Here is a 20,136-nt window from a genome sequence, read left to right as displayed (position 1 = left end):
GCGATGACCCACACCAGTTCCAGAAGAAGGGCGGCCGTGGCCGCAGGCCTCGTCGTCGCGACGATCGCCGCGGCCGCGGGCTGTAGCGGAGCCACCCGGAACACCGCGGGGGGCTCCGCGACCGCCGACGCCGCCAAGCTCACCCTCACCCCCACGACCACCGCCGCCAAGGGTGAACTGGCCAACGCAGACTGGCTCCTGGAGGACGAGCCGGACTCGCTCGACCTGGACACCCAGGGCACCAGTGCGGGCCGCGTCGTCCTCACCAACGTCTGCGAACGCCTCTACCAACTGCAGCCGGACATGTCGACGAAGCCCCTCCTCGCCGAGAAGGCCGAGACGCCGGACGACAAGACCCTCGTCCTCACTCTGCGCTCCGGCGTCACCTTCCACGACGGCACCCCGATGACCGCCGACGACGTGCTGTGGAGTCTGAAGCGGCACGCCGACCCCGACATGGAACAGGGCGACGAGTTCGGCAACATCGCCGCGATGAAGAAGACCGGCGCCCGCCAGGTCACGATCACCTTCAAGGCACCGGACGCCATGTTCTTCAAGGCGCTCGCGGGTGACGCGGGCATCGTGTGGAACAAGGAGCAGGTCGAGAAGGCCGGCAAGGACTTCGGCACACCCGGACAGCCCGACGCCTGCACCGGGCCGTACGAGCTGAGCAGTTGGAAGTCCGGCGACTCCATCACCATCCGCCGTTACGACTCCTACTGGGGCAAGAAGCCGCTGACGAAGCAGGTCACCTTCCGCTGGGCCGCCGACAGCGCCCTCGTCAACGCACTGACGACCGGCGCGGCCGACGGCGCGTACGCCGAATCGCCCAACACCGCCGCTGCCCTCCAGGGCAAGAAGGGCATCGAGCAGCACTACGGCCCCTCCACCGCGTCGCTCGTCCTCATCCCCACCGAGCGCGGCGGACTGAAGGACTCCAAGGTCCGCCGGGCGCTGTCCCTCGCACTCGACCGCAAGGGCATCGCCGCGTCCGGCTACGGCGGCATGGTCCAGCCCTGGGGCACCCCGGTCGGCTCCGGCGCCTGGGGCTACGAGAAGCCCGTGTTCGAAGCCGCCCAGAAGGCCGTCGACTACGCCCCCGCCAGCCCCTCGGCCGACGATCTCGCCACTGCCAAGCAGCTGGTGAAGGAGTCCGGGACCGATGCCGCCACCCCGATCGTGATCGGTACGGACGCCAGCCAGGGCCGCACCGTCATCGCCAACGCAGTGCGCGCGGCCCTCCAGCGGATCGGCCTCAAGGGGCAGATCAAGACGGTCGCGACCTCGCAGTTCGAGCAGTTCTACAGCGACCCGCGGGCCCGCGCCGACATCGACGTCCTGGTCGGCGACTGGTACATCTCCAAGGCCGACCCGATGGGCTTCTACGACAACGCCCTGTCGGACTCCTCGAACAACTGGGTCGGCTTCAAGGACGCGGCGTACGACACCGAGGTGAAGAAGGCACTCGCCACCCTCGACGACGCCGAGCGGGCAAAGCTCGCGGTCGACGTCCAGAAGAAGTTCACCGACTCCGCCGTGTGGATCTCCGTCGCCCAGGTCCCCTCCGTCCTCGTCCTCAACACCAAGCTCACCGGACCGCCCGCCTCCATGGCGTACCTCTACTACCCGTGGGCCGCCGAACTCGGCGCGAAGAAGGGCTGACCACCGATGCTTGCCCGGATCTCCCGGCGCCTCGCCGGACTGCTCGCCACCCTCGTCGCCGCCTCCTTCGTGATCTTCGCCGCCGTGTACGCGGCACCCGGCGACCCCGCCGTCTTCCTGGCCGGCGGCCGCGACAAACTCACCCCCGAAAAGCTCGACCTGGTGCGCGCGCAGTACCACCTCGACGAGCCGCTCGTCGTGCAGTACGGGCGCTGGCTCGGCGACTGTCTCCACTTCGACCTCGGCCGCTCCTTCAAGTACGGCGACCAGGTCGCCGACCTGGTCGCCGCCCGCTTCCCGACGACACTCGCCCTCGTCGCCTACGCGACCGTGCTCTTCGTCGTCTTCGGCGTCGGCGCGGGAATCCTCGCCGCCGTGCGCCGCGGCACCTGGATCGACTCGGCGGTCGTCGGTGGCACGACACTCGCCGCGTCGGTGCCCTCGTTCGTCTCGGCCATCGCCCTGGTTGCCCTGTTCGGCGTCCAACTGGGCTGGTTCCCGGTGACCGGCAGCGGCGAGGGCTTCGCCGGCGGCCTGCACCATCTGACCCTGCCCGCCCTCTCGCTCGCGCTGGGCGCGCTCGCCCTGATCAGCCGCGTGACCCGGCAGTCCATGGTCGACGCGGGCACCGCCGACCATGTGGAGGCCGCCCGTGCCTCCGGCATCCCAGAGAGCGAGATCGTGCGCCGGCACATCCTGCGCAACGCACTCGGCCCGATCGTCACCATGTGCGGCCTCGTCATGGCGGGCATGCTCGCCGGCACCGTCGTCGTCGAGACGGCGTTCGGGATCAGCGGCGTCGGATCACTGCTCGTCGGCGCGATCAACACCCACGACTTCCCGGTCGCACAGGCCGTACTCCTCCTCATGGTCACCGGCTACATCGTGGTCACCACCCTCGTCGACCTGGTCCACCCGCTCCTCGACCCGCGGGTGAAGGAGGCCGCCGCATGAGCACCCAGACCCTCGCACCGGGCGGCCTGCACCTCACGAAGAACCGGCGCCCCTTCGGCGTCGTCGTAGCGGGCGGCGTGATGACCCTCGTCGTACTCGCCGCAGTCCTCGCACCCCTGCTCGCCCCGTATGCACCCGACGCCATCGACCTCTCGGCGTCCCTCGTCGGCACGAGTGGCGACCACCTTCTCGGCACCGACTCCTCCGGGCAGGACCTGCTCTCCCGAGTGCTGTACGGAGCCCGCACCAGCCTCATCGCCCCGATCCTGCTGCTGGCCATCGCGGCCCTCCTCGGCGTCACCCTCGGCACACTCGCCGCCTGGCGCGGCGGCTGGGTGGACACCCTCGTCTCCCGCCTCACCGACGTCATGTACGCGTTCCCCGGGCTCCTGTTCACCGTCCTGATCATCGCTGTCTTCGGCTCCGGCATGACGACGTCCGTGCTGGCGCTCGGCCTCGCGTACACCCCGACCGTCGCCAAGTACACCCGCTCAGTGGCGCTCGCCGAACGCCGCAAGCCGTACATCGACGCCTACCGGGTCCTGGGCATGGGCGGCGCACGGATCTGCGCCCGCTTCCTCGTCCCCAACCTCGGCCGCTCCGTCGTCGGCTATCTCGTGGTCCTCTTCGGTGAGGCCCTGATGTCCCTGGCCACGCTCTCCTACCTGGGCTTCGGCGCCCAGCCGCCCAGCTCCGACTGGGGACTGATGGTCCAGGAAGGGCAGGCCGCCGTCGTCCAGGGCGCGCTCCTGCCCGCGCTCGTCCCGGGCTTCGCCATCGCCCTCGTCGTGGTGTCCTTCAACGTCGTCGGGGTCTGGGCCGCCGACCGACTCGGCAGCAGGAAGTAGCCATGCTCCTAGACATCGACAACCTCACCCTCCACCTGCCCGGCACCGCCCGGCCCGTCCTCAGCGGCGTCTCCCTCCAGGTGGCGAGCGGCGAAGTGGTCGGCCTGGTGGGCGAGTCCGGCTCGGGCAAGTCGACCACCGCCAAGGCGGCCCTGCGCACACTTCCCGACGGAACAGCCATATCCGGATCCGTGCGCGTCGACGGTACGGACGTCCTCGCCCTGACCGGCGACGACCTGCGCCGTCACCGGTCCCGTACGGTCGCCATGGTCCACCAGGACCCGCGCTCCGCCCTCAACCCGGTCCGCCGCGTCGGCGACTTCCTCGTCGAACGGCTCACGGGAACCGGCCTCGACAAGAAGACGGCCCGCACCCGCGCCGTCGAACTCCTCGACACCGTCGGCCTCTCCGACCCCGAACGCCGGGCCCGCCAGCGCCCGCACGAACTGTCCGGAGGCATGCTCCAGCGCGTCGTCATCGCCGGCGCCCTCGCCGCCGAACCCCGGCTGCTGCTCGCCGACGAGGCGACCAGCGCCCTGGACGTCACCACCCAGGCGGAGATCCTCTCGCTCCTGCGCACCCTGCGCGCAGACCGGAGCCTGGGCCTCCTGTTCATCACGCACGACCTCCACCTGGCCGCCGCGTACTGCGACCGCGTGTACGTCATGTACGCGGGCCGCGTTGTCGAGCAACAGCCCGCCACCCAGCTCTTCGACCGGCCACAGCACCCCTACACGAAGGGACTGCTCGCCTGCTCGCCGACGCTGGGGGAGGGGCGGCGCGAGCTGCGCCCGATCCCCGGGCGCCCGCCGTCCCTCGCGGACACGTTCGGCGGCTGCGAGTTCGCGGACCGTTGTGCCGACGCGGAACCGGCGTGCTCGACCTGGACGCCCGAGCCGTCGCCCCTGTCCGGCGGGGACAGCGCGACCTGCCGCCGACTGCCCGAACCCACCGGCCCGGGCCCGGCCCCGCTGAAGAGGAGCGTCCGATGACCGCCGAAGTGCCCCAGGACGCACCGCTGTTGGCGGTGGAAGGACTGCACAAGACGTACAGCCTGCCCGGCGGAGGGCGCGTCACCGCGGCCGACAGCGTCACCTTCACCGTCCCGGCGGGCGGCTCGCTCGGCATCGTCGGCGAGTCCGGATCCGGCAAGACGACCGTCGCGCGCATGCTCGTCGGCCTCGTCCGGCCGGACGCCGGCACCGTCTCCGTCGCCGGCCGGACCCGCACACCACGCACCCCACGCGGCACCCGGGCACGACTCGCGCGGGCCCGCGAGATCCAGATGGTCTTCCAGGACCCGTACGTGTCCCTGGACCCCCGGCTCACGTCCCGCCAGTGCCTCACCACGGCCCTGCGCCTGCACGGCCGGGAGGAGTCCCTCGCCGACGGACTCCTGGAACAAGTAGGCCTCGGCGCACGTGAGTCGGGGGCCCGGCCGCACGGCCTGTCCGGCGGCCAGCGCCAGCGGCTCGCCATCGCGCGGGCGCTGGCGGTCGACCCCAAGGTGCTGGTACTCGACGAGGCGGTGGCCGCGCTCGACGTGTCGATCCAGGCGCAGATCCTGCACCTGCTCGAAGAGATCCGCCGCGACACCGCGGTCGCTCTCGTCTTCGTCAGCCACGACCTGGCGGTCGTCCAGCACATCACGGACGAGGTCGTGGTCATGCGGAGGGGCACCGTGGTCGAACAGGGCCCGACGGCCGATGTCCTGGCCGGCCCGCAGGACCCATACACGCGGCTGTTGCTCGCCTCGGTGCCACGCGCGGGCTGGGACCCGGCGGACGCGGTCAGGGCGCGAGCGGCCACGGTGTGAACGTTCTGATCGGCTGAGCCCGGCCCTTGCGCCGGTGAGCGGCACCCTGCCGACGGCCCGGTGAGCGAACCGTCGCCAGGGTGCCCTGCGGAAACAGCCGTGTCAGGACAGTGGCTCCACCCACACGTCCCGGAATCGCACCTTGTTCCCGTGGTCCTGGAGCCGGATCGCGCCGGCCGCCGCGGACTCCGGGTCGCCCGCGCCCGTCGGTCCGTCGACCGCCACGTTGTCATGGACCTTCTTACCGTTCCACACCACCGTGATCCTGGCGTCGGACGTCTTCTTGCCGTCCGCGTCGAAGCGGGCCGAGCGGAACGTGATGTCGTACGTCTGCCAAGTCTCCGGTGCGGTGGACGCGTTGAGGTCGGCGGCCTTCTTCTGGTAGATCGCCCCCGCCTCGTTGTCCGCGAGCTTCTCCACGCCGAACGAATCGAGGATCTGTACCTCGTAACGCTCCTGGAGATAGACCCCGCTGTTGCCCCGGTTCTGTCCGGTCACGTCGTCCGGCAGCTTGGGCACCCGGAATTCGACATGCAGTTTGAAGTCCTGGAAGTGCTGCTTCGTGCGCAGGTCGCCGCAGCAGACCTCCATGGACTTCTCGGGGGTGTGCGGCCATTCGGCGCTGCGGCCGTCGGAGTGCTGCCAGGCGGTGGAGACGCTCCCGCCGGAGAACAGGTCGATCCGGGCGCCGGGCCTGCGCACGTCGAGCGCGTCGAGATTCACATGACCGGTGTCACCGGCCCCGACGGCGTACGTGATCGTGTTGCGGCCCTTGCGCAGTTCGAGCCGCTCGGTCTTGGTGGACCAGCGGTTCCACTCGCCCGTGGACGGCAGGCTCGTCTGCTTCGGTTCGCCGCCGTTGACAGTGACGCTGATCGTCTTGGTGCCCGGTGCGGGGTGCGGGCCGTTCGCGTACCGCAGGCCCACGTCGTACGTGCCCTTCTTGTCGACCACGACGTCGAAGCTCGCCTTCGCCCCCTGCTCGCCGAAGCCGTCGACGAAGCCCCCGCCGGTATAGCCTGCGTGCTCGGTGTCGATGTCGGCAGTGCCGGAGAGCTTCGCGGACTCGGCGTCATAGGTGGTGACCGGCTCCTCGGGACCTGGCTTGGTGTTGAGCGTGTACCAAGCCTCGGTCGACCACAGCTGCTCGCCCTCGGACGACGAGAACGGGCGGGGCGAGCGCACGTGCACCACGCGGTCCGGCTTCAGGCCCGGGATGGTGAGCCGGACCTTGCGGTGGTCGTCGGAGAGCTTTGCCGACGCGACCGGCAGCGACTCCTCGTCGACCTTCGGGCCGCCGTACGCGGGTGTCGGCACATACCGCCACTGTTCGACGGAGTACGCGCCCTTGGTGAGCTTTGCCGCCGTCTCCTCGGACAGGGGCTTGGTGTAGGTGAGTTCGAAGCCGTCGTGGGTGGCGCGCATCGTCTTGATGTCGAAGGCGGTCTTCCCGGTCGGCGTCAGCTTCTGCAGCCCGAAGCGGAGCTTGCCCTCCTGGCCCCAATTGCCGTCGGCGCCGAGCCCACCGGTGTAGATCGCGCCGTCGGGCCCTGTGCTGATCCGCGTGATGCCGGACTCCAGGCCCTGAGTGTGCCGGAACACCGCACCTTGGTACTCGCCGGCGACCTTCTCCAGGTCGGCCCGCTGGAGTCCTCCGTAGGTGACGTCACCGAAGACCATCTGCCCGGCGAACGGCCCCTTCTTCAACTGCATCGGTGTACTGGGCGAGTTGGCGATCTCGTTCTGCGGCAGCCAGAGCGCCGGCTTGGTGACGGGCTGGTCGTCGAAGGGACCGTCCGGGTTCATGTAGTGGTTGAAGAACCGGTCCTGCTTGATGTGCACCAACTTGGACGCGGGCAGCCAGCCGCCCTGGTTGTCAGCAACGAACAGATCGTTGCCCGGGCCGCGCCCGATCCCGTTCGGGGTACGCAGACCACCGGCGAGGTAACTGACCTTGCCCGTCGCCTTGTTGACCTTGACGGTCGTACCGCGGTTCGGCGCGGGCTGCGGATCGGTACTCGCTCCGCCGTAGTTGATCGCGACCGAAAGATTCAGATAGAAGTCGCCCTTGTCGTAGAGCAGCCCGAAGGCGAACTCATGGAAGTTTCCGCCGTACGGCCACTCGGCGATCTTCCGTTTCTCGTCGACTGTGTCGTCGCCGTCGGTGTCGTTCAGCTCGGTCAGCTGATGCTTCTCGGAGACATACAGTTTCCCGTCCACGTACTTGATCCCCATCGGCTCCTTGAGCCCGTCGGCGATCTTCTTGTACGTGACCTTGTCGGGCCCGGTGTCCCCGGTGACATGGTCGAGGAGGTACACCTCGCCCTTCGTCTCGGTGCTGCCGCCCCAGGTGGTGATCGCAAGGCGGTCGTCGGGCAGCCAGTCCATCGCGGAGACCTGCGGCTCGAAGCCCTTGGGCCGCAGATCGGTCAGCTTGTACCCCGGGTTGACCTCGGTCAGCGGCAGCCCGTCTCCGGGGGTGTCGTACGTCCCCTCGCACTCCTTGCGACCGGGCGCCGTCACTCGTACGACATCGGCGTCCGTGCTCAGCACGGAGTTCGGCACCGTGGTGAACTCGTCTGCTCCCGGCGGCTTCCACTGCAGAGTGACCTGCTGGCCGCCACCCGCGTCGAAGTGGTCGATGCGCAGCGACCGGTAACCGGCGTTCAGCGTGATCTCGCCGTCCTTGGGCTCGGCTCCGTGCAGCCCGTCGTGATCGATGACCTGCTGCCCGCCGAGGAAGAGCCGCGAACCGTCGTCGCTGATCAGCCGGAAGCCGTACGAGCCGGCCTCCGGCACATTCAGATTGCCGATGATCTGCGACACGAAGTTGTTCTCGAACCCGAACCCGTCGGTGGAGGTCCAGTCGGCGGTGGGGATCAGCTTGTCGACGTTCGGGGTCTGCGCGGGCTTGAGGTCGCAGAGTTTGCTCAGCGGTGACTGGACGTCGAAGACGCGCAGGGTCACCCCCGGTTCCTGCGGGGGCAGATCCGCGAACGGCCGCGGACCGCCATCGGCCGCGCCCGGCGTCGGGGCGACCAGGCCGGCACCGAGGAGAGCGGTGAGCAGCAGCCCGGTGGCTCTTCGGGCGCCGCGACGTCTGGAGCGGGATATGTGCACGGGGCGTGGCGTCACTCTTCCTCCTGCGTGGTTCCGCTGTGGGTAACGCAGACTTCTGTGGCCGAGCGACGCTCAGCGTAGGGATGGGGTCGCGGAGCGTCCACACTTTGTCCACAGAAAAGAAGAACTCAAAGAGAGTTGGCCGAGACACTGCCCTGGCATGAACCATCTCGTGTGACGCTCGGCAAAGCTCTCGCGCGGGCGGCCCTGACGAACGGCGTCCGGGGCCCGGTGACCGTCAAGGGCATGGACAAGACGCTCACCCAGTGCAACGGCGAGCCGATCCTCGATGAGGCCAGGCGTTGAGCCGCCCGGACAGCGGGGCAACCGCCGGTTTCAGGGACCCTGGCGGCATCTGGGCCGAGTCCTCCCGGCAGGCGCACGGCTTGGGTCGTCAGTGAAGGTAGCCCGAGACGTCGGTTGGTACCGGGCGGTTGGCGAAGTCAGCCGCCGCGCTTGAGGCGTACGACGACGGGGGCGCCGAAGGGGTCGCCGGACTGGTTGACCTGGACGTGTCCTGCACCCAGCCATTCGTCGGTGCCGGGCACCCGGTGGATTTCCTCCAGCCATAGCGACTGGTTCGATCCCTTGCGGGCGCCGGTGGACAGGGGGAGACGGTGGCGCTTGACCTTCACGCACTTGCCGTCGTCGGTGAGGTACCAATTGCCTTCGAGGATCAGGCCCTTGTCGTCCTGAGCGACCGGTCTCCGCAGAGCGCAACCGCCGGGCGCGGGCTCCTGATCGACCCACTTCGATCCGTCCCGGCGCAGCCGGATGAACTGGTCCGCGGGTTCGTCGTCGACCTCGCCGTGGTTGAAGGTGTTGATCCCATATGCGCGGACCTCACCGCTGGCGAGCGCGAAGACCTGGTCGAGGTTGGCGCCAGGCTCCGGCGGGACGGGGTCCTTGAATCGGGCCTGTGGGGTGTCCACCGACTTCCAGGACGTACCGTCCCAGTGCATCGAGGCGGGCTGGCTGTATCCCTCGCCGGAGCCCAGTTCGGTGCCCGGACCGGTCGAGCGGCTGCCGACCGCCCAGACGTCGTCCGGTCCCACCACCGCGAGGTCGGAGGATCCGTGGGGCAGGCGGGTCGTGGCCCAGTGGGTTCCGTTCCAGTGCTGGGCGGTCTGCTTGCTCGCGTCGAGGGTCCAGATGTCGTCCGGGCCCGTGGCCTCGAAGTCACCGGCAGTGCCTGGCGGGGGGCTCGGCACCGCGGACCAGCGGGTGCCGTCCCACTGTGCCCAGCGGTTCCCGGCGGGGGCCACTTCAGCGGTCTGCGGCCGCAGCCACAGCGTCTTCTCACCGACCTCTTCGAGGAAGGGCGGATAGACGCCGGCGCCGAGCGCTTCGGGCAGGGGCTCGCGCTTCCACCGCGTACCGTCGTAGTGCAGCAGGTGGGCGTTGGACTCGCCGTTGTTCTCGGTCGCGACCGCCCAGACGTCGTCCTCGGCCAGGGCGGCGACATCGGTGAGCTTTCCGCTGAAGTCCGCGATGTGCTCGAACTCCCAAGTGAGTGAGCCCGCAGAGGCCTTCGACGAGGCGTCTTTGCCGCTGGAGCCCGCGGTGCCGGCGGAGCCCGAGGCACCGGAATCGGCTGGCCCGGCGCCGGTGCCGCATCCCGCAGCCGTGAGCAGCATGCCCAGCACGGCGACGGCCACCCCGCCCCTGTGCCTGATTCCTGCCGCTCTGCGCATGATCGCACCCCTTCTCGCTCCTCCCCGGAGCGATTCCCCAGCATTCCCCAGCGAGCGGGCAGCGTACCCGCTCGGTGCCCAGACCTGGCGCATCACCAACTCGGGCGCTTCGGTGCGACGCGTGTCATGCCAACGTGACGTGCATGCCGCCCTCGGCGAGGGTGCTGAGGGCCTCGGCGAACAGGTCGTACGACTGACCGCCGGGTGTGAGCATGCGTGAGAGATTCTCGCGGGCAGTCGTCGAGTTGTGCCATAGCAACGTGGCGGGGGAGGTGTGGCGGGACGGTGCGGCGTCCGGGGCCAGGGTGCTGAGGTGCCCGCACGAGGCTTGCCTGGGCAGGGTGGGCCGTGCCGCCCCTGCGTCAGCGAACTGCTTCGACGTACGACGCCAGGTTGGCCAGCGAGGAGGCGATCCCGCTCTCGTGGGCCGCTTGGTCGATGCCGGGTGGCACGTCCGTGGCCGTGACGGTCACCGTGGTCCCGTCACCGGTGGCAGCGAGGTGCCAGGTCATGGTCATGATGCCCGCGTACGACGGGTCGTCCGACTCGAACACCGCCCGCTGCACCACGCGTTCCGATGGCACCAGGTCGGTGAACCCGACGTCGACGGCATCCGTCGCATCCGACGTCTTGCCGGGGCTGTCGGCAGGGTCGAGGTAAGTGAGCACCATCCGGAAGCCGCCACCAGGCCGCGGATCCCACCGCTCGACCCGCCCGCGCATGCCGTCCGGCGGCAGCCAGGCCTCGAGGGACTCCTGGTCGAGGAGGGCGGCGTAGACGGTGGCCGGTGGTGCCGCGATGACGCGGCTGGCGCGGTCGGTTCTGCCCATGGAGCGAGTCTAGGGCCGAAGAGCTCGTATCCGGCGGCCTGAGCGGGGGAGAGGGGCGGGGCCGACGGACCCCTCAAAGATCCGATGTGACGCGGCCATTGACATCGGCCCGGGCCGGGGCCAAGCTCCCCGCAACGAGTGTTAACGATAACACGATCTTGGTCAACAGCCTGAGGGAGCCGCCCCATGACAGGCCGTCACCCGCCCATCGGACCCGCTCGAACGTTCACCGGACGTACCTTCCCCAGCCGCCGCACGCTCCTGCGAGCCGCCGTGGCCGGCACCTCCGCCGCCGTTGTGGTGCCACTGGTCACCGCGTGCGGCACCGCCGCCGGACAGCCGCCCGGCAAGGTGGCCCTGCACGGGGACAACCCGTCATGGGCCGCTCCCCTCAAGGCGGCGGGCGAGGCGATGCGCTCGGTCGACGGACTCGAACTCGTTCCCGAGGTCATCCCGTCCCTCGAGTCCTTCGAACAGGTCGTCAAGTCCTCGCTGCGCACCAGCAAGACACCGGACATGCTCAAGTACTGGTCCGGGTACCGCCTGCAGGATCTGGCCCGCACCGGCGGCATCGTCGATCTGTCGGACCACTGGGCGAGCGCGGCCCGTAAGGGCTGGGTCGACCCGGCGCTGCGCTCCGCGGTCAGTTACCGCGGCCGCGTCTACGGCCTTCCGATGAATCTGGCCTACTACGTCTTCTTCTACAACCCCGAGGTCTTCCGTGACAACGGCCTGAGGAAGCCCGAGACATGGGACGACTTCCTGCACGTCGCCGGCCGGCTCAAGCGTGCCGGCATCACGCCGCTGCACGGCACCACTGCAGGGCGGTGGCCCGCGTTCATCTGGTTCCAGGAGATCCTCAGCCGCCAGGACCCGCAGTTCTACGAGGACCTCCTCAACGGGCGGGCCCGCTACACCGATCCGCGCGCCGAAGGGGCACTGCGCACCATCGCCTCCTTCTTCGACAAGGACTGGTTCACGTCGATGGACATGGAACACGCCGCGGCCGCCGCGGGCGTCGTGCATGGCAAGGTCGGCATGCTGCCCTGCGGGAGCTGGCTGGGCGGCACGTTCGTGGGCGTCGGCGGCAAGCCCGGCAAGAACGTCGACGCGTTCGTCCTGCCGATGCAGAACACCCGGGTCCGCCCCGCCGCCGTCTTCGAGACCAGTGCCCTGGTCTGCACGGTCAAGGGGCCCGACCGCGACGAGGCCTACCGGGCCGCCGGAGCCTGGCCGCACCCACAGGTGATGAAGGCGTTCTCGCACACGCTGCAGGACGGCTGCCCCAACCCGACGGTGACGCCCGCCAACACGATCATCGACGGCGTGGCCACGACGGTGCGGGAGAACAAGGCCCGCCTGCTCAACCGCTTCTGGGAGCTCGGCCCGCCGGAGCTGGTCGAGTCCACGGTCGACGACCTGGCCGGATTCCTGATCAATCCGTCCTCGTACCGGAAGGTACTGCGGACCATGCAGGACCGGGCAGACGAGGCGTGGAAGGTGTGGAAGGAGGCGGAGGAGTCATGACGGACGCCGTGAGCACGGTCGCCGCGACCGAGTCGGGCACGAGCGTTCAGGTGCGCCGCCGCATTCCCACGCGCACGCCCCATCAGGCGGCGGGCCGGGCGCGGGGTGCAGGCCGGATGGGAGGACCCTTCACCGGTCTTCCGTGGGCGCTGCCCGCACTGCTCCTCGTCGGGGTGCTGCTCGTGTACCCGTTCTTCCGCAGCGTCTACGGCAGCCTCTTCGAGGACAACGGTTTCACCAGCCACTACACGGGCCTCGACAACTACGTACGGCTCGCCGAGGATCCGATCTTCGGCCGGTCGCTGCTGAACACCGTGATGTGGGTGGCGGGCACGCTCCTGCTGCCCGTCGCGGCCGGTCTCGCCATCGCCGTGGCGACGCACCGGATGCGCTTCGGACGGATCGCGCAGCTGGTCGTCGTGCTGCCGTGTGCGATCTCGGGTGCCGCGACCGCCGTGCTGTGGAAGTTCATCCTTACGTCCGGGGGTTCGCTCAATCAGGTGCTGCAGGGCCTCGGCCTGGACTCGCTCGCGCGGCCCTGGCTGCTCGAATGGCCGCAGAACACCCTCTCGATGATCGTTGCCAGCACCTGGCAGGCCACCGGGCTGAACGTCGTCCTGTTCGCCATCGGTCTCAGTGCCATCCCGCGGGAGACCGTCGAGGCGGCCGAGCTGGACGGCGCCACCGGCTGGCGGATGTTCCGCTACATCACGCTGCCTCAACTGCGGTCCGTGAGCGTAGTGGTGATCGGCATGGCCATCGTCAACAGCCTCAAGGCCTTCGACATGATCTGGGTTCTCACCCAGGGCGGCCCCGCCCGCTCCTCCGAGACCCTGGCCCTGACCATGTACCGCGAGTCCTTCCGGCTCTTCCACGTCGGTTACGGCTCCGCCGTCGCCCTCGTCCTGTCCGTCATCGTCGTCGCGTCCTCATGGATGTATCTGCGCCGGCAGATGCCCGAGACGTCCCCGCGCTGATCCGAGCCGCTCGACAAGGAGTGACATCCCGTGGGAAGGACCTTCCGCAATCTCTTCGTCGGCGGCTGCGTGGTGCTCTGGCTGATCCCCGTGTACCTGCTGGTCGTCAACGCGCTGACGCCGGTCGCCGAGTACGCCGGCCGACCGGACTGGGCCCCGCAGGGCTTCGCACTGTGGGACAACCTCTCGACCGCCTGGAGTCAGGCGGGCATCGGCGACAGCTTCCTCAACTCACTGGTGTACGCCGTGGTGTGCGGCGCCGCCGCCGTGATCGTCGCCGCCATGGCCGCCTTCGCCGTCGTCGTGCTGCCCATCCCCAAGCCCGCGTTCTGGTTCTGGCTCATCTACTCCGGGACTCTCTTCCCGCTGCAGATGTTCCTGGCGCCGCTGTTCGGCATGTACGCCGACGGCAATCTCTACGACACCCGGCTCGGCCTGATGCTCGTGTACGCGGCCTGGGCCGTCCCGTTCGCCTTCTTCCTCGTCCGCAACCAGATGACCACGATGCCGCCGGAGATCACCGAGGCGGCAATGATCGACGGTGCCTCGTTCCGGCGCATCTTCTGGCGCATCCACGTGCCGTTGATGGGCTCCAGCCTGGGGGCCGCCTTCATCTTCCAGTTCACCGCCGTCTGGAACGACCTGCTGTTCGGCATCACGCTGAGCCGCAGCCCCGACATCCAGCCGGTGATGGCGGCCCTCACCTCGCTCAACAACGCCTACGCCTCCTCGGGTCCGCCCGTCATCCTGGCCGGCGCGCTGATCGTCTCGCTGCCCACGCTCGTCGTCTTCCTGACGTTCCGGGGCCTGTTCCTGCGCGGCGTCACCGCGAGCGCACGCTGAGCCCAAGCCCTCCAACCCGACCTGCTCTCACCTGACTTGGAGATGTCCGCATGACCACACGGGCCCTCGTCCGTACCACCGACTGGGACAACGACCGGATTCGCGACAGCCTGCGCGGCTCCGTCGTCAGCGCGGAAGGCAGCCTGGGCGCGAGCGCGCTGCGGCTGACCACCGAGCCGCTGATGCGCCGGGCGGAAGGGGGTGGCCTGATGCAGTCCCTCCGGGTGGAGGCGGTGAACGGCTCCTCGATACCGGCCGACCTCGCCGTGCGCACCGCCTCCGGGGCGCTGCTGCCCGCCGAGCGCATCCCCGGGCCGAGCGGCTCCGTCCGGCTGCTGCTGCCCGCCGTCGACACGGCGCAGCGGGTCACGCTGACCCTGCCGGAAGGGGCGGGCGGCGACGGGATCGACGTGACGCTCACCCCGCAGCGCCAGTGGACCATCCACCTGGTGCACCACTCGCACCTGGACATCGGCTACACCGACCCGCAGGGCCGGGTGCTCGCCGAACACCTCTCGTTCCTCGACTCGTGCCTGGAGCTCACCCAGGCCACCGACGACTGGGCGCCCGAGTCCCAGTTCCGCTGGTGCGTCGAGTCCCTGTGGTCCTTCAAGCAGTGGGCGGACGCACGCCCGGCGGAACAGGTGGAGGAGTTCGTCCAGCGGGTGCGCGAGGGCCGGATCGAACTCACCGCGATGCCGTTCAACCTCCACACCGAGACCTGTTCCACCGACGAGCTGCACGAACTGCTGCGCCTGGCCCACGACGTGCGCGAGCAGTACGACATCCCCTTCACCTCTGCCATGCAGACCGATGTGCCCGGTTCCGTCGTGGGTCTCGTCGACGCGCTCAGCTCGGCAGGTGTCAAGTACCTCTCCGTGGCGCACAATTGGGCCGGACGGTCGGTCCCGCACCTGGTGGGCGGGGAGAAGCTGCCCCGCCTCTTCCGCTGGCGTGCGCCCAGCGGGAACAGCCTGCTCGTCTGGGTCACCGACACGCCGCACGGTCTGGCCTACATGGAGGGCCCGCTGCTCGGCTTCGACACCGACTACTCCAGCGTCGACGACCTGCTCCCGGCCTACCTGACCTCACTCGCCACAAACCCCTACCCCTACCGCGGCGGGGTCTTCGGCTGGACCATGGACCAGGAGGAGATCAAGCGCGAGCCCTACCCGTGGGACGTGCTGCACCTGCGCGTGCAGGGCAAGTTCGGTGACAACGCCCCGCCGCGACGGATCATCGCCGACACGGTGCGCCGCTGGAACGAGACCTGGGCCTACCCGCAGCTGCGGCTCTCGCGCAACGAGGACTTCTTCACCGACGCGGAGTCCCGGCTCGGCGACCGGATCCGCACCTTCGAAGGCGACTGGACCGACTGGTGGGTGGACGGCGTGGGCTCCGGAGCCCACCCGTTGTCCCTGGCCCGTTCCGCACAGGCCGTCGTCGCCGACGCGCAGACCCTCGGCACCTTCGCGGGCGTCCTCGACGCCTCAGGTGCAGCCGATGACACCCGCGACGCGGCCGGCGTGTACGAGGCCGTGTCGCTGTTCGACGAGCACACCTGGGGCGCCGGAGACCCCTGGACGCACGGCCACGACCACGGCCACTCCGGAGAGCAGCAGTGGCACTGGAAGTACGCGCAGGCTCTGCGCGCCCACGACGACGGACAGTCGCTCCTGAACAGGGCGGGCGCCCGCCTGGGCCAGCGCCTCTCCCGTCCCGCCGACGCCCCGGCCTCGTACCACGTGGTCAACACCTGCTCCTGGCCGCGCACCGACGTCGCGCAGATCTTCCTCCCGGAATCCAGCGTCCCGCTGGAACGCTCCGTGGCTGTGCACGACGCCCGTTCCGGCGAGCGCCTGCGGCACGAGGAGCGCCCGCAGATCAACGACACCCACCGCGACGCCGGCCGCTTCCTGCTGGTCCGCGTCGACGACGTGCCGCCCGCCGGTTCCGTCCGCCTCGACGTGCGCACGGTCGACGACGAGGGTGCGAGCGCGGGAGAGGACAGTTCGGTCAAGGCCGCCACCGGCTGGAACCCCACAGGTGGTTCCGAGCGTGAGGACCCGGCCCGCAGCGCCGCCGCGGCCTACGCGCACCCCGATCCACTGCTCCTGGAGAACGAACACCTCGCTGTTCGGGTCGACCTGGCCGGTGCGAGTATCGCCTCCGTCGTGGACAAGGCGAGCGGGCGCGAACTGGTCCGCGCGGACGCCATCACCGGCTTCAACGCCTACATCCACGACAGCTACACCACCGCGGGTGGCTTCAACCACAACTCCAGCCGCACCACCGCCTCCGACCGCCTCGAACACCTGGGCAACCGTTCCGTCGCCCCGCCCGCCGCGCTCATCGCCCGCCACTCCTCGGCCACCGCCGAGACACTCACCTACGAGACGCGCCCGCCGGGCGCCAACCGGGTGCGCACGACCCTCACCCTGCCGCACGGCGTCGGTCGCCTCGACATCGAGAACCAGGTCGACAAGGACGCCACCCTCGGCAAGGAGAGTGCCTACTTCGCCTTTCCGTTCGCCTTCGAGACGCCCACGGTGCGCATGGAGGCCTCCGGCGGCGCGACCGGCACCGGACTGCCGGTCATCCCCGGCTCGGCGCTGCACATGCGGGCCGTGCGCCGCTGGATCACTCTGCAGGAGGACGATCTCGCCGTCGCCTGGGCCACGCAGGACGCGCCCCTCGTGCAGTTCGGCAACATCGCCCTGCCGTATGCGCCGTTCCCCAAGACCATGGGCCACGACGAGCCGGCGACCGTCTACTCCTGGATCCACAACAACCTCTGGGACACCAACTTCCCCAGCGAGCAGGCCTTCGAGTTCACGTTCCGCTACAGCCTCTCCAGCACGCCCAGCGCCGATGCCGCCGGCCTCGGCCCGCGCACCGCGGCCGGCCTCTCGCGTCCGCTGCACGCCGTACGGGCCCGCGGACCGGTGTCCGACGAGGCCGCGGACCGGCTGGGTTTCGTGACGGTGGGCGACCCGCGTGTACGTCTCGTCGGAGCCACCACCCCCGACGCGGACGGAGCCGTGCTGCTGCGCCTGCAGTCCTTCGCCGAGGAACCCGTCGCGTGCCCGGTGCGCGCACTCTTCGCGGTCTCCGGGGCCCGAAGCGCCGACTACCACGGCAGGGCCGCAGACGAACTGACCGTCCGGGACGGCGAGGTCACCGTCGACCTGCCCGCCCTCGGTACGACCGCGGTGCTCTTCCGCCGCTGACACCCATGCCCGAAGGAGACTTTGTGTACCGGCTCGACCCGCGATACGCCCCCGCTCCGCAGGCCGTTCTGAGCACCGGCTGGCAAGCGGTGGCCGCTCAACTCCCCACAGGCCCGGCGGTCTTGGCCGTGGAGGGCTCGCCGTCCGTCGACTGGGACGCGCTCGGCGAACAGCTGCGCCGTGAACTCGCGGCCCGCGGCATCCCGGTAGCCCTGCTCGACGTACGCGCCCACTACGCACCACCCGCCGAGATCTGCAAGCGCACCGAGCGGCCGGAGGACGAGGAAGACCCCTACTTCCGCAAGCTCGCCGACAACCCTCTCGACGACCTCTTCGACACACTCCCCACACCGACCCCGCCGGACGAGGGACTGCTCATCGTCCACGGGCCCGGCGCCGCACTCGTCGACCACGACCTGCTCTGGTACGCCGACGTGCCCAAGCGGTACGCGGAGGCGGCCGCGGTCGCCGGCGTCGGCGGAGTGAACCTCGGCCTTCCGGGCGAGAAGCCCGACCTCAAGCGGCTGTTCTACAGCGACTGGCCGATGCTCGACCGGCAGCGCGACGCGCTGGCCCACCGGCTCGACGGCTGGCTCGACGTGCAGAACCCCGAACACCCGGTGTCGCTCGACGGTCCCGGTCTCCGGGCCACGTACGCCGCTCTCGCGAGTAAGCCGGTGCGAACCCGGCCCTACTTCAACTCCACTCCGTGGGGCGGGCATTGGGCCCAGCGCACGCTCGGCATCAACCCCGACGCGCGCAACACAGCCCTCGGCTACGAGCTGATCGCGCCCGAGGCGGGCATCCTCGTGGGCACCGGACCGCTGGCCCAGGCCGAGGTGCCGTTCCAGCTCATGTGCGCCCTGGAGCCTGACCGCGTCCTCGGCCAGGAGGTCCACGCCCGCTTCGGCACATCGTTCCCCCTGCGGTTCGACTACCTCGACACCGTCGGCGGCGGCAACCTCTCGGTGCACTGTCACCCCAAAGAGCCGTACATGCGCGAACGGTTCGGCTGGCCGTACACCCAGCACGAGACGTACTACATGACGCTCGGCAGCCCCGACTCCAAGGTGTTCCTCGGCCTGCGCGAGAACGCCGACGTCGAGGCCTTCCGCGGGCAGGTGCGGCAAGCCGCTACGGACGGCACACCCCTCGACGTGGAGGATCACGTCCTGACGTTCCCCGCCGAACAAGGCCAACTGTTCATGATCCCCGCCGGCACCCCGCACGCCAGCGGGGCCGGCAACCTCGTCCTGGAGATCAGTGCCACGCCCTACCTGTACAGCCTGCGGTTCTACGACTGGCTGCGACCCGACGCCGACGGCAACCCGCGTCCGCTGCCCTACGAGCACGGCTTCGCCAACCTGGAGACCGGACGACGCGGCGACGCGGTCGCCCGCGACCTGGTGCAGCAGCCGCGCAACCTGCGCACGGGAGAGGGCTGGCGAGAAGAGGTCATCGGCGCACTGGAGGAGATGTTCTACGAGGTCAGGAGGTATGTGCTCGACGCCGGGGCCGAAGCCGATGACGACACCGCGGGACGGTTCCACATCCTGAACGTGGTCGAGGGCGACGGCGTGAGCGTACACACCGCGGCAGGCGACCGGCACGAGCTGGCGTACGCGGAGACGCTCACCGTTCCGGCCGCCGTGGGCCGGTACTCCGTGCGCGCGGCGAACGGGGGACCGGTCCGGGTCGTGAAGGCCCTCGTCCGTTGATCCCGGTCCTCGAAATCGGCGGCACCCATGTCACGGCGGCCGTCGTCGACCTGCCCGACGGCCGGGTCGGGCGGCGCACCCACCGGCCGCTCGACCCGCACGCCGGCGCCGAGGACATCCTCGGCGTCGTACGGCGCTGCGCCGACCACCTCGACGTCCCCGCGGGCACGCGATGGGGCATGGCGGTGCCGGGTCCCTTCGACTACGCGCAAGGCATCGCGCTCTTCGCCGGCGTCGGCAAGTTCGAGGCCCTGTACGGGGTTGACGTGCGCACGGCGCTGCTGCACGAGCTGCGACAACGGCCGGGTGACGTCGTCTTCCTCAACGACGCCCACGCCTTCATGATGGGCGAGTGGTTCGTAGGTGCCGCGCGCGGACACTCCCGTGCCGTCGGAATCACCCTCGGCACCGGTGTCGGCTCGGCCTTCCTCGTCGAGGGCGGGATCGTCGCGCGCGGGCCGGGGGTGCCGCCCGAGGGGCGCATGGACCTGACGGAGGCTGACGGCGCACCACTGGAGGAGTCCGTGTCCCGCCGGGCCATCCGCGCCCGGTTCGGCGACCCGTCCGCCGACGTGCGCGACATCGCCGACCTGGCCAGGGCGGGGCACCGGCGGGCCCGACGCGTCCTGGACGACGCCTTCATGACACTCGGCGCCGTCCTCGGACCACGGCTCACCGCCTTCGGGGCGACCACTCTGATCGTCGGCGGTTCGATGGCCGGCTCCTGGGACCTGGTCGCCCCCGCGCTGCACGCGGGACTCGCGGACGGAGGCTGGACGCCGGACGCCATAGGCCCGGATGCCTGTCCGGAACGCCCCAGGCGGCATACTCGTGCGGTGCAACCCGCCGGCCTCGCCGGGGACGCCGCGCTGATCGGCGCGGCCCGCGCCGTTGCCGTCCGCGACTGACCACGGGGG

15 protein-coding genes are annotated in these 20,136 nt (G+C 70.0%); 12 read left to right on the top strand and 3 right to left on the bottom strand.

Going from position 1 to position 20,136, the window contains the following annotated elements; genetic code table 11:
* Positions 1-3: 3 nt before the first annotated feature.
* From OG698_RS02380 to OG698_RS02360, 5 genes are read left to right on the top strand one after another with little or no spacing between them, the layout of a single operon-like run.
* A complete protein-coding gene (locus tag OG698_RS02380) occupies positions 4-1,662 on the top strand; it encodes an ABC transporter substrate-binding protein (protein ID WP_406101111.1) in 1,659 nt (552 codons plus the stop codon).
* Between the two features lie 6 nt (positions 1,663-1,668).
* Complete coding sequence (locus OG698_RS02375) at positions 1,669-2,616, top strand: ABC transporter permease (RefSeq protein WP_406101109.1); 948 nt, start codon at positions 1,669-1,671, stop codon at positions 2,614-2,616.
* Positions 2,613-3,464: an ABC transporter permease gene (locus OG698_RS02370; protein ID WP_406101108.1), complete on the top strand. Its 852-nt coding sequence runs from the start codon at positions 2,613-2,615 to the stop codon at positions 3,462-3,464. The genes OG698_RS02375 and OG698_RS02370 overlap by 4 nt, the downstream gene beginning before the upstream one ends.
* 2 nt (positions 3,465-3,466) lie before the next feature.
* Positions 3,467-4,456: an ABC transporter ATP-binding protein gene (locus OG698_RS02365; protein ID WP_406101106.1), complete on the top strand. Its 990-nt coding sequence runs from the start codon at positions 3,467-3,469 to the stop codon at positions 4,454-4,456.
* Positions 4,453-5,280, top strand: a complete 828-nt coding sequence (locus tag OG698_RS02360; RefSeq protein ID WP_406101105.1) for an ABC transporter ATP-binding protein — start codon at positions 4,453-4,455, stop codon at positions 5,278-5,280. The genes OG698_RS02365 and OG698_RS02360 overlap by 4 nt, the downstream gene beginning before the upstream one ends.
* A gap of 102 nt (positions 5,281-5,382) precedes the next feature.
* On the opposite strand, the gene OG698_RS02355 is transcribed toward OG698_RS02360, so the two are convergent.
* Entirely contained in the window at positions 5,383-8,415 is a 3,033-nt protein-coding gene (locus OG698_RS02355; protein ID WP_406101103.1) for a family 16 glycoside hydrolase, read from the bottom strand.
* A 159-nt stretch (positions 8,416-8,574) separates the two neighbouring features.
* On the opposite strand from OG698_RS02355, the gene OG698_RS02350 reads away from it, so the two are divergent.
* Positions 8,575-8,706 (top strand): hypothetical protein, encoded by a 132-nt coding sequence (locus OG698_RS02350; protein ID WP_406101102.1) that lies wholly within the window; start codon positions 8,575-8,577, stop codon positions 8,704-8,706.
* Positions 8,707-8,843: 137 nt separating this feature from the next.
* On the opposite strand, the gene OG698_RS02345 is transcribed toward OG698_RS02350, so the two are convergent.
* Both OG698_RS02345 and OG698_RS02340 read right to left on the bottom strand, forming a co-directional pair.
* Positions 8,844-10,094: a hypothetical protein gene (locus OG698_RS02345; RefSeq protein ID WP_406101101.1), complete on the bottom strand. Its 1,251-nt coding sequence runs from the start codon at positions 10,092-10,094 to the stop codon at positions 8,844-8,846.
* Between the two features lie 362 nt (positions 10,095-10,456).
* On the bottom strand, positions 10,457-10,924 hold the full coding sequence (locus OG698_RS02340; protein WP_406101100.1) for an SRPBCC family protein: 468 nt from the start codon (positions 10,922-10,924) through the stop codon (positions 10,457-10,459).
* A gap of 186 nt (positions 10,925-11,110) precedes the next feature.
* On the opposite strand from OG698_RS02340, the gene OG698_RS02335 reads away from it, so the two are divergent.
* From OG698_RS02335 to OG698_RS02310, 6 genes are read left to right on the top strand one after another with little or no spacing between them, the layout of a single operon-like run.
* Positions 11,111-12,451 carry an ABC transporter substrate-binding protein gene (locus tag OG698_RS02335; protein WP_406101099.1) on the top strand — a complete coding sequence of 447 codons (1,341 nt, stop codon included), beginning with the start codon at positions 11,111-11,113 and terminating at the stop codon, positions 12,449-12,451.
* Positions 12,448-13,428, top strand: coding sequence for a carbohydrate ABC transporter permease (locus OG698_RS02330; RefSeq protein WP_406101098.1), 981 nt, complete (start codon positions 12,448-12,450; stop codon positions 13,426-13,428). Before OG698_RS02335 ends, OG698_RS02330 begins: the two co-directional genes overlap by 4 nt.
* Before the next feature lie 30 nt (positions 13,429-13,458).
* Positions 13,459-14,271 carry a carbohydrate ABC transporter permease gene (locus OG698_RS02325; protein WP_406101097.1) on the top strand — a complete coding sequence of 271 codons (813 nt, stop codon included), beginning with the start codon at positions 13,459-13,461 and terminating at the stop codon, positions 14,269-14,271.
* Positions 14,272-14,321: 50 nt separating this feature from the next.
* Entirely contained in the window at positions 14,322-17,501 is a 3,180-nt protein-coding gene (locus OG698_RS02320) for an alpha-mannosidase (protein ID WP_406101096.1), read from the top strand.
* Positions 17,502-17,524: 23 nt separating this feature from the next.
* Positions 17,525-19,219 (top strand): class I mannose-6-phosphate isomerase, encoded by a 1,695-nt coding sequence (locus OG698_RS02315; protein ID WP_406110787.1) that lies wholly within the window; start codon positions 17,525-17,527, stop codon positions 19,217-19,219.
* Positions 19,216-20,127 (top strand): ROK family protein, encoded by a 912-nt coding sequence (locus OG698_RS02310; protein ID WP_406101095.1) that lies wholly within the window; start codon positions 19,216-19,218, stop codon positions 20,125-20,127. Before OG698_RS02315 ends, OG698_RS02310 begins: the two co-directional genes overlap by 4 nt.
* Positions 20,128-20,136 lie beyond the last annotated feature (9 nt).

This window comes from Streptomyces sp. NBC_01003, assembly GCF_045162695.1.
Lineage (GTDB): Bacteria > Actinomycetota > Actinomycetes > Streptomycetales > Streptomycetaceae > Streptomyces.
Note: the sequence above shows the minus strand (reverse complement) of the source record. Positions and strands in the feature narration are given on the sequence as shown.